This is a genomic window from Paenibacillus anseongensis (assembly GCF_009757995.1).
GTDB lineage: Bacteria > Bacillota > Bacilli > Paenibacillales > NBRC-103111 > Paenibacillus_E > Paenibacillus_E chondroitinus.
Map to the genome: position 1 here is coordinate 550,197 of NZ_WSEM01000034.1, position 11,281 is coordinate 561,477.

Here is an 11,281-nt window from a genome sequence, read left to right on the forward strand (position 1 = left end):
CGCCAACTACCCCGTGCTTTCCTCTTCGGACACTAGTTCATCGGCCAGAATTTTGGCCATATCGTTATCAGCAAATTCTCCAATTATATTTTTTTGTGCTTCTACAATAACGTCACCATCTAAATTCTTTAATACATTGAAGTCATTAAAGTCCTCTTCCATAACCCCTATGATATCAAAGGCTTCTCTTAGTATAGGTTTAATCCATCCAACTAGCCCACCAGTAACTTCGTAAAGAAACTCAGGAAAAACACTTCCATCTTGAGTCCAATCCAAGAGCCCTGGAGGCGGTGAAAGCTGAACTTCAATATTCTTAATAAAAGCCTTAAACGCGTCATCACAATTCTCAAAATGGCGTAAGACTGTTTTAGGATAACGTCTAATGTGTTGAGTATTTAAAGTTCTAAGCTCTTCAATAGCAAGCGTCCCAACGCATACTAAACAAACATCCGCAGAATTAGCTATATCTTTAATATTCTCCATTACAGCTTTACGTTGAACAAAAGTTGAGGCTAGCAAGTAATCCAACTCATCTATGATGAGCATTTCGACCTTCAATGCCTTCATCATTTCAAATGCTTGAGTCTTTATTCGATCGACATCTGCATTACGAGCAGGTAATTCCATTGCCTTAAGAATATTATTGTAAAACCCTTTATATGTGAATGGAATAGGTAAGGTCATGTAGATTACAGGCTTAATATCAGTCTCTGTATCATCCTCATCCACAACAGTCCATCCCTTATTCTTTTTCACATATTTTTTTAAAGTCATGGATTTTCCTGCCCCTGGCTTCCCTTCAATGAATATATGAATTGGAGACTCTGCACTCTCTGTACCCGCTCTTTTATTCCTACGATTCTTATCCAATCTTCTCCATATACGTGTAACCTCATCGTGTTCAATGAATAAATTACTAATTCGAGCTTGAAACTCTTTATGTTCATCATTTTTCATTAGAAATAAACCCCCGCTAATATATTTGTTAAAAGAATTGACATCTTACACTAAGTTTATTCTCTGTTTCAGCTATATTCTAACGAAGTAAAGCAAAAAGGAGCCGAAGGCCCCTTAACATTAACTTTCTTTACCGCTTCTCTGGTTATTATATTTTTCACTTAAGTTTTGCATTTTACTAGGAGCAGATCTCTTTATTGGCACTCCTGTTGGTAAAGCAACTGACAAAGCCCCCCCTTTGTTCAATATATGTTTTCTCATTGAACTATTTTTGTTCACCATTGTTTCATACCGCTCTTGAATCAATCTCTTTCCCTCAATTATTTGCTCCGTACCGGGTATTTGTCGTTTATTAATTCTTCCTTTTTCAATTAATATCTTACGAATTGCTTTGAAGAGATCACGACTCATTCCTTGCACTTGCTCAGCAGGGGGAGAAATAGATGGTACTTCAATGTACGACTGATTAATTGTATCCAAAATATAAATATGGGATATATCTCGTACATCAAACTTTATCTTCACATTTTTCTTCATACGAGTATTAACAAAACGACTTGTTTCAGGTGAAGCATACCTTACATTTTCCTCTCGAATTCCATCTTTGTCGTATGATTTCATGTCCACTGGTAGCAGCTTTATTAAATAATTTGTCTCTTGATTAGCAGGAATACTTGGAGGGTAACCCATTACATCGACAGCACGATGAAATCTAACAGCAGGGGTATCTTCTTCAAGTGGTAAGCCCCTATGAGTATCAAAATGATACAAATCAACAAAGTAACGAACCAGAAGTTCTCTTAAATCACTCACGGTTAGGATTGCTTCTTTTTTAGCTGCTTGACGTTCCTCAGCCTTACTACCTTTACTATAGAAACCCAGTAATTGATCCAAAAATTCATCATTGATTGTTCTAAAAAATCTTTCTATAATTCCACCATATCGAGGAGTAGCTACAGGTCTAAATCTAACTTCTGCTTGTAATTCATCTTCAATCATACTTTTTACATAGGCATTGTTGAACTCTGGACCGTTGTCCATATAAATTACAGTTGGAATTCCATGCATTTCCCAATCATTAATTGTTCCATACATTTCTTTTGCTCGTTTGAGACAAATCCCATTGTAAATAGCACACATAACCTTATGACCAGATGGATTTTGAAAAGAAAGGTCAAATCCCCAAATCATTCTGGTATAGACATCAATAGCAAGAGTTAGCCATGGCTCCCCAAGATCACTGCCTGTTGTCTCATCAATTAGTTTTATCGGGAGTTTAACATGGTCAATTTCAATAACATTGAGCGGACATTTAGCAAAATAACCCGATACTCTTTGTGTTATTGGATCCTGATATTCCGCTTCCATAATCCCTTTCGATAATCGGTCATAAATTTGTATATTAATCCGTTTAACCATTTTATAGACAGTATCGTAAAGAAGAGGTTCTAAATTCTTGCTGGAACATAGAATCTCCAAATCCGAATGTAAATGAGTAATCTTCTTTCGCTTTTTCGATAAGAAACGCTTAATCCCGTTCTCGATTAATGGAACATATTCATCATTCTCAACTCTGCAGTAGATTGTATCTAGTATTATTTCATCCTTTTTGGGGTGAATAATTTGAATAGCTTTCTCATCTTCCCTTGAGTGGGAGTTATAATAAGCCTTCGAAATGAGACCTTCGACTCCGAAATTCTCTCTGTTGTTTTCAGACTCATAGTAAGCTTGAAGATATCTCTCCAATTGCCTTGGAGAAATTTTCTTTTCTCCGCTCTCCTTTGATTTCTTAGACACACGTTCTAAAAGTTCTTTTTTTGTTAACTTATCAATTGTTTCTTTACCATTCAGATATCCTTTATATATCTCATTGAAGGAATTTAAAGCGTACAAATCCCCTTGTTTAGCCTTATCATAAAGAAGTATCGGCTTAATTAAATTGAGCCGCAGTATCGTCTTCTTTTTCCTATCTGGTATCAAGGTATCTAACATAAATGTGACTTTTTTTTCAACTTTGGTTTCATTTTTAGCTGATTTCTTCATGACTTCCTCAGGGCCGACAAATGTAGAATCCTCTAATAAGGAAATGTAGTTTATTTCCCTTATTTTTTTATCTCCATCTTCCCGATAATACAAAATATTTGGCGCCTGAATATCGTGAACGAAGAATTTAACACCATTTAAGTAAAACTCGTCATCAATTGCTAAAGGATTATGTAACTTCATTTGCAGCTACTCCTTCTCAAATAATAAATTAATATCATTAAAAATAGTTCCATACGAAACTTCACTTGTTTGGTCAATTCTTTTACTTATATTAGTTATCAGAACACCAGTCGCAATTAAGTGAAATATCAGTGGCAGCACATGCCGATAGTCCATTCTTGGTTCAAAACTTTTTGCTAAACGTAACACCTCTACTTTATGAAGGTATTCTACGCGGCGTCTAACTTCAGGAATTAGAGCAGAATAATATTCTCTTGGTCGCAGATAATTAACTAGCCATAGAATATTTTCCTTTATGATTTCTGGCATTGTTATCTTAGGATTTACCAAAGTGTAATCCCAACCTTGTTCGTTAGCAAAATTTTCACATACCTTATACAGATTTGGTCTCTGCTCAACCTTACTGTTCCCGCCTTTAATTTGGATTAGAATTGGTCTTAATCCATCTCTGAAAGTCAGAACGTCTGGTACGTGTACTTCTTCTTTCAATATATGCTCTTTAGTTAGTCTATTTATTGGAACCTTAACTGGCTGCTCATAATAACGAATCGTTAACTTATCAAGCTCCAGTAAATAATAAAAAAGGCACTCTCCCCAAAATGATTCGTATTGAACACCTCGCTTCATTTTGTGACTGTAAATACTGCCTATTAGATGCTCGAATTCTCGGCTACCTTTATTAGTGACATTTCTTTTCCGCGCATATAATTTGTCCTCTTTGCTCCAATCTATTTTTGTACTCCAGTTGTAGTCCATTTACCGACCTCCTGAAAAGTGACAGAATATGTTCCGGATAATAGTCAGTATTGCCCATACTCCTGTGGTTAAACTAATTAACTACTCTCTGAGTAAATAAATAAGCCTCAATTAATCAGGGATGCCTGAAGAATCGAGACTTTTTCATTTTATATTTAGTTATAAGAGAACATTCCTTACGTATAGGTTATCCAGCAGATCATTCAATAAGGAGCTATTCTCAACTTATTTATTTAAATATTAATAATAATGCGGCAAGCGCAAACTATAGTTTAATTTTGACATGACGGTATTTGGAATACGTTAGTCTGCCGTTGTCCGTTGAAGTACTCACATCACACAAGTCTCAGCAGTTATGTATTTTGGCATGGTCCCTATGATTACTTATCACTATTAGTTCTTTTGACGAACTCTCTTAGTCTCTCCGTGGCCTTTTCTCGTTCAGTTAAGCTGCTTACTTTGTCACCATTATTAGTTTCACTTTGACTAATCTGTTGCTCCTCTAAACTATCATTTAATAAATCAGAATAAAACCGTTCTACCAAACTAGTATCATTCTCCTGCTTTTTCTTCATAGCATTCTTTCTTAGAATATTATTTAACAAGTACACAACGGATCCAAAAAATATTACTACAACGATTGTGTAAAAAATAGTTTTCTTTACTACATCATCATTATTTTTCTCGAACACAGTTTTGTTAGAAATGTCATCAGCATAAGATACCTCTAATCTTTTATTCTCATCTCTTAACCACACCTTTAGTTCTACATTCGCATTTTTTGATAATCTCGTCATATTTAACGCTATACTTGACTCTGTTTCAAGCTTTGCTTCATTTACAATTTCATTACTCTGAATTTTGAAATCATCTATTTTCCCATCCAATTTAATCAATATCCTTAAATTCTTTGATGGAGCACCTTCATTTTTGATATCGATTATTCTCAATGTATCTGCCATTTTCAAATTTTTACGTTGATAATATTCACTCACTGTTTCTTCTAATGTTTTAGGATAATATTCGTAAATACTATAACTTTCCAATACAATATCAGTGTCAGAAGATAATCTCATTGAAAGATTTGGTCCAAAAAGAAATGTCAAAAGTGCTAAAACTGCAGTAACTATTGGTATGAAAGTAGAAACATTTTTACCCAAATATACTTCCTCCTTTATTCTGAGGAAGACTGAATACGATATTTTCCTTTGGAATTTGCATACTGTCTTGAGTAAAACCTATGTATTGCAATTCACCAACTTTAGTTACCTCATTGATCTTATTTCTGATTCTTTTTAATGAATAATTATCATTAAAAATAAATAACTCATCTGTTACTAACAAACCAGACCCACCGTTCTGAAATTTTTCATTACTTAAACTCCGACATAAAGTGAGATGTAACGCAAAATAAATAATAATTTTTTCGCCCATTGAAGTATTATTCATATTAATATTTTTATTATTTATTAGATCACTAAGAGTTAGATTATTTAATTTAGATTCAAAAGATGGCATTATCAGATTTAGTACTTCTTGAAAGTACGGTTGAAGTTCTAATATTCTTCCTTGAAAAAATTCATCATATAATGTAAGTTCGTGGTCATAAATTTCTTTTGACCTTTGTAACAGCTCATAATTACTTTCATAAGTTTTCTTAACTTTTGTTAGTTCCATTTCCAAAATTCCAATAATTTGATCTGGATTCTCAACAACTCCATTGATTGATAGCAAAGAGGCTCTAACGTTCTCTATATATATATCTAAAAGATTTAGTGATTGCTTCTCAATTTCCAATCCACTTTTAAGTTTATTAATATCATTTTCGATTGATTCTAAATATTCTTCATTGTAGCCTAAGATTGATTTTAACGGTTTTTTTTTATAGAAATAACTTTTCCCTAAATCTATTGCAGTTAAAAAAGAGAAATTCAAAATATCCAAAGCAGATCTTTTATAATGTTCTGTACTCGGATTCATAAAACTAGAATATACTTCGTTTAGTTCCGATGAGTTGACTTTAACCGTTTTAATTGTATTTCCTTCTGTAAAAACAACTTCATTCGAATTAAAATCCCTTGATATCTTTATCAACCTATTATTTGTAAATTCACATGTTATATAAGGCTTTTGAGAATTATTAATAATTCCATTAAAATTTTTCCTTATCCCGAGAATGAATTGAATCAGATTAAAAAGTGTTGTCTTACCGGTTGCAGTTAAACCAACAATATAATTTTCACCATCATTAAATAAAATTTGAGTTTCTTCATTGAGATAGAACTTTTTGATTTTTATTTGACTCATTTTATTACCACCTATTCTTTTTAAAATTAATTTGAAGCTTGATATGCCCAAGTTAATTTAGATCGTCTATTAATCCATATGGTAATCCTCTTGTACCATTGCCATCAAACTCTTTTACAAGCAAATTCTCCTGTAAAAACTCAGGATATCCATTATTAATAATTATCAACTGTAATTCATTTTGATATTTACCATGAATCTCAATAAATGATTTGATTATTGAATTAAATATTTTCTCATCTTTAAATTCCTGATCATCTTTAATATCTGATCCCAAATTTTTTCTGGGAGAATCAATAAGTAATATTCCAGGATGATTGTTGTTACTACCAATTCCCAATATTAAAATAGATGTGAAATATGCCATGGTAAGCATTGTAACCGCACCTAAACTACCGAGATCATCATATTTTCTATCTCTTACATACGGTAAATAATCTTTTAAATTAATGTATGCATTAGATAATTTAGGGAATGAAAATTCTTGAAGTATATCTGAAAATATTTCACTCAATTCATTGACGATGCTTTCTTTATCATTGGTATTTGCTTCGATTTCTTTAATTCGATTTTTTAATCTCTCAATAGCATCTTCTTGTCGAGAAGATCTTGAAGTAAGTAGATGGTATTGGTTAATTATAGTTAAGTTTTTGCTTAATTCATTTATTTTATTGTTTATTTCACCGATTTCATAATTTAATGTCTCAATTTGTTCTATAAATGGATTGACATATTCTTTACTTATGTGAATTAACTCTTCCTGTATTTGTTGATAATCAAGTTTTTTACTATCCTTAAGTCGATTTAACAACTCAATTTTCTCTTGTTGTTCAGATATAAAAATACTGATTTTATTCAATTTATTGTTTAACTTTCTTAGATCGCTTTTATAGACAGCCGTCTCTTCTTTTGTGAGATTTTTCAATTCACTTCCACATAACTCACATCCATTTAAAACATGTTGATGAACCTCATTTAGGCATGCAGGACAATAATCAAACTTATACCTACTTAATGTGAATGCTCCCTCCAAAACAAATTCAATCTTCTCCATCTCACTCTTATATTGATTCCTTAACAATACTAACTTATTAATATATTCTTTCTGTTCGTAAATTTCTTTATCTATTATCTCAAGTTGCTCCCTAAACTCAAAAATCTTCCCCTCTAGATCGCGGCTTAATGTAGGATCTATTTTTGCACGGGATTTGATCCCATATAACTGAGATTTTTTTTCATTAATAAGTTCATCTAAACGTTTTTTCTGATTAACGTAAAGTTCATAATCAAGTAAATCTAAACTTTTTAAAAATTCAAAAACACCTTTCCTCCTTTTTTCTAAATCAGATAACTCATCTATCTTTACTTTCATTTCGGCTTTTAGATCTGATAGTAACGTATCAAATAAATTAAAAATCAGTTCGAATGTAGGCTTTCTTTTTATGTTTGGTCCCCAAGTTTTCTCAGATAATAAATTTTCCGAATCTATATCTCCCTGCTTTATATAACAATATTTAAATAAGTCTCTAAAGCTAAATGACTGATTAGCGACTTTGACATTGTAAAATCCCAACTCTTGTAATAAAAAAGCAGACAAAGTATCTTCATTTTTTGGTGAGTCAACATGAAGTAATTCAAAATGTTCATTAAAATCTTTCTCTATTTTATCCCAGCGGAATAATTTAATTGGTCTTTCAAAATCAAACAGAGGTCTTATAACCTTGAATCTATCTTCTCCAATATTAAATTCCAATTGAACATCACTACAGTTTTCTCTAACCTCAATATAATTTTTGTGTTTTTCTGATCCAAGAGCATAGTTTATCATTTCAACTATTGTTGATTTGCCCGTAGACATTGGGCCAGATATGAAATTTAGTCCTCTTTTGAATAAAACTTCGTAGTTCTTTCTTATACCAATTAACGTCAACTTATTTATCCATAATCTTCGTGTCATTGTTGTGTCACTTCCTCAGATAATAGCTTTCTTAGTTTAAAGCTCTGTTCTATTATGTCGTTTTCAACTTTCGAATCACTGTTTGAAATAATATTAATTTTGATATAATCCGCTATAGCCCCGAGCTTTATAGCGTACGCTGAACGTAGTATTTCTAGGGAATCACTACCATTATTATTGATTTCGTAACAAAATTCATTTGATTTAATATTCCTATCCACTAGTTTTTTCGCTACTAAATACCTTAAGTATCCATGGTACTTATCCCTATCTGGCTTCCAATGATAGAATGAGTAATGATCTAAGAAAGTATAACCAGTGGAATAATCTTCTCTTTCCGGTATCATAATATTTGGAAATTTCATATAAAAGTCATATAACATAATTTTATCAAAAGTCATTTTAAACGACTTTTTCTTTTCAAATTTAGAAAGTAATATTAAAATTCTCATCGCGCTTTCCACAAAGTCAGAAAACTCTATGGTAGGATTTTTGTCTTCCATTAACTTTCTCCTTTGATCCTTTGGTAATCGATTAATTTTGATTTATAATTTTTCACCCAACCTACCTTACATTCCTCAGAAAGTTGATGCAGCATTCCTTTTTTTACAAATAAAGAAACTTTTTTATCCGCTGCGAGAAGTTCTGAATCTAAATCTTCAATTCTCTCGTAGACACTTGATAATAATTCACTTCCATCATCCAAGTTTTTAAAAGCAATATATTTCGTATGCCAAATACTCTGGATTTTGTCCTGCAGCTTTTTAAAGGACAGAATATCCTTATCTATTCCTTTGCTTTCAATAACTCTCTTAAGTATCTCCGCATTATAAAACTCTGTTTGGCACATTTCATGTTCAAAAATATTAGCAGATTCTAACTTTTCAATGAATGTATACTCAGTATAATTTTGCCCCTCAGGCTGGTGTATGAGTTCTGAATCATATAATGTATAACTTGTATCTATAATCTTTATGTTACAATCCTCTAAAACTTGTTTGAATTTCGATATGCTTATTGCACCGAGGGAGATAGACTTTTTTTCTACGAGTGCTTCTGTAAGCAAGACTCCTGTCAACTCACCATTAACTAATAACGGTGCTCCCGAAAGTCCAGAGAAATCTTCAATCTTTGAATTATGGTTCAAGTCAATGTCCCAATCAAACGGTCTCATCATACTTGCATCGAGTTTTCTTGAGACCTTCTGACTTGTCCATTGACCCATTTCCCATTTTACAACTGGGTAGCCAAATGTTTCGTACTGATCCTGATCATTTATCTCGTAATTGGTAAATTCCAAAAAATCACAATCAATTGGTTCATCAAATGATAAGATTGTTACCGGACTTTTCTCAATCTCTAGATTATTTATTGGCACTGCCTGTCTTAGTATGAAACAATTCTCAACATTAAGAAATTGAAGTATGATAGGGCTTTGGTCTTCAAAGTAGCTATCAACTACATGAGTAGCTGTAATAACTCTAGTTGGTGATATTAAAAATGCTGTCCCTTTACTACAAGTTTCTCCATCGCCACAAATAACTCTTGAGACTGCTCTTACTACTTTTATTGTGTCTGTTTTCATAACCCTGCCCCTTAAATTTCAATGATAATAGTCTCAGAATGCATTGGAATATGCATTGAGAAATTATATTTTTCTATTAGAGTATTGTTATTAAAAATCTCAGTATTTTTAATTGGATAATTAAAAAAAAGATGCCTCGTTTGAGTCCCTTCTCTACAAATGATATTTGCTAAGGTGGATGCATCGGGATGATGATGTGCTACCCCATCAGTTGAAATTAAAAATTTTGGCGAATCAATTAGTGCTAGCAATTTAGAATTTGTATTATACTGACTTCCATGATGCGAAACTTTAATAAGATCGAAATAAGGGATATAATTTTCTTCACGGACTAATTTTAAAATATTTTCATATATTAGGTCGGGGTGAGAATCTCCTAAGAACAGAAGTTTCTTATCTTCATATTCAATAATAAAAGAAATAGAAGAACCATTTGTTGGTGAAGTATCCCCCCCTCCTTCAATCTCGAGTAATGATTCTATTGTCAGACTATTCTTTGAAATCGGGGAATCTTCATTAACGTCGACTGTTTGAACTAAGTTCTTCATATAAAATTCAAAAGCATCATCAAATATTTCTTCATCACTGATGTTAAAGTTATATTTCTTTTTCTTCAGTTCAATTAACCAACGCTTCCCCAGAGCTTTTAATTTTTCAGTATCTGGAGACAGTAATCGCAATTTCACATCTGAATTTATATAAACAATTTTTCTCGAATCATAATTGATTGCTTTTCCCTCAAAAGAAGTATTCCAATTATAACCTCCCTTTAATAAATATGAAGCAAGTGTTGATCCTTGAAAAGCACTGATACCTTTGCTTTGAGTATTGTCGCTGGTCTCGGAGTTAAAATTCATTGCTATAATGCCCTCTAAGATCATCTTTTCAGATTCGCTTATTTCTTCAACTTTATTTTTCGAAAATTGTAAATGCCGATAACTGTTATGCCAGACTTCATTAATCGTTACAATTTTAGATTCAGTTTTGTGACCATTCTCTTTAAATAATTCCAATGCTCCTTTGATATGGTCTTCGTCAATATGGGTGATAACTAATAAGTCGATAGCCTCATTAATTTTTGATAATTTATTAATTCTATCTCTAAGATAATTATGATATGTCTCCTTTAGACCTGAATCTACGAGTAGATTTAATTTGGGACTTGAACCAAAACTTAATAAAAAACAATCACCATGCATAGAAGGAAACATTTCGACACGTATTTTTTTCAAATTAACAATATTCCTTTCGACTAAAAATTTAAAATAGTAGCATTAGATTGATATTTCATAGTTCGACAGAACTAGTCATATACCTCCTATATTTTTCTAATTCTCCATAGATACGTTTTTTCTTATAAAGTATAATTGCTCACTCGGTATAGTATCTTGATCTTATCAAATTTAATATTCCTATCTTTTAACTAATGTTGTCTGTGTAACTTAACGCCCATAACCAGTCTATTGTTTAATTTTCCTCGAACACAGGGTAAA

At 32.1% G+C, this 11,281-nt stretch carries 9 protein-coding genes; all 9 read right to left on the reverse strand.

Features of this window, described 5'->3' with window-relative positions:
* Positions 1 to 6: 6 nt before the first annotated feature.
* The gene (locus GON05_RS33520; RefSeq protein WP_157325691.1) at positions 7 to 957 is read right to left on the reverse strand and encodes a TniB family NTP-binding protein; all 951 of its coding nucleotides are present in this window, start codon (positions 955 to 957) and stop codon (positions 7 to 9) included.
* A gap of 120 nt (positions 958 to 1,077) precedes the next feature.
* Positions 1,078 to 3,183, reverse strand: a complete 2,106-nt coding sequence (locus tag GON05_RS33525; protein WP_157325693.1) for a Mu transposase C-terminal domain-containing protein — start codon at positions 3,181 to 3,183, stop codon at positions 1,078 to 1,080.
* Between the two features lie 6 nt (positions 3,184 to 3,189).
* The gene (locus GON05_RS33530) at positions 3,190 to 3,939 is read right to left on the reverse strand and encodes a PDDEXK family nuclease (protein WP_157325695.1); all 750 of its coding nucleotides are present in this window, start codon (positions 3,937 to 3,939) and stop codon (positions 3,190 to 3,192) included.
* A gap of 380 nt (positions 3,940 to 4,319) precedes the next feature.
* Complete coding sequence (locus tag GON05_RS33535; RefSeq protein WP_157325697.1) at positions 4,320 to 5,099, reverse strand: hypothetical protein; 780 nt, start codon at positions 5,097 to 5,099, stop codon at positions 4,320 to 4,322.
* The gene (locus tag GON05_RS33540) at positions 5,092 to 6,246 is read right to left on the reverse strand and encodes an ATP-binding protein (protein WP_157325700.1); all 1,155 of its coding nucleotides are present in this window, start codon (positions 6,244 to 6,246) and stop codon (positions 5,092 to 5,094) included. The genes GON05_RS33535 and GON05_RS33540 overlap by 8 nt, the downstream gene beginning before the upstream one ends.
* Positions 6,247 to 6,298: 52 nt before the next feature.
* Positions 6,299 to 8,203, reverse strand: a complete 1,905-nt coding sequence (locus tag GON05_RS33545) for an SMC family protein (protein ID WP_157325702.1) — start codon at positions 8,201 to 8,203, stop codon at positions 6,299 to 6,301.
* Positions 8,200 to 8,706 (reverse strand): ABC-three component system middle component 2, encoded by a 507-nt coding sequence (locus GON05_RS33550; RefSeq protein WP_157325704.1) that lies wholly within the window; start codon positions 8,704 to 8,706, stop codon positions 8,200 to 8,202. The genes GON05_RS33545 and GON05_RS33550 overlap by 4 nt, the downstream gene beginning before the upstream one ends.
* On the reverse strand, positions 8,706 to 9,788 hold the full coding sequence (locus tag GON05_RS33555) for an ABC-three component system protein (protein ID WP_157325706.1): 1,083 nt from the start codon (positions 9,786 to 9,788) through the stop codon (positions 8,706 to 8,708). The genes GON05_RS33550 and GON05_RS33555 overlap by 1 nt, the downstream gene beginning before the upstream one ends.
* Positions 9,789 to 9,799: 11 nt before the next feature.
* Complete coding sequence (gene avs1a / locus GON05_RS33560; RefSeq protein ID WP_157325712.1) at positions 9,800 to 11,020, reverse strand: AVAST type 1 anti-phage system MBL fold metallo-hydrolase Avs1a; 1,221 nt, start codon at positions 11,018 to 11,020, stop codon at positions 9,800 to 9,802.
* Positions 11,021 to 11,281 lie beyond the last annotated feature (261 nt).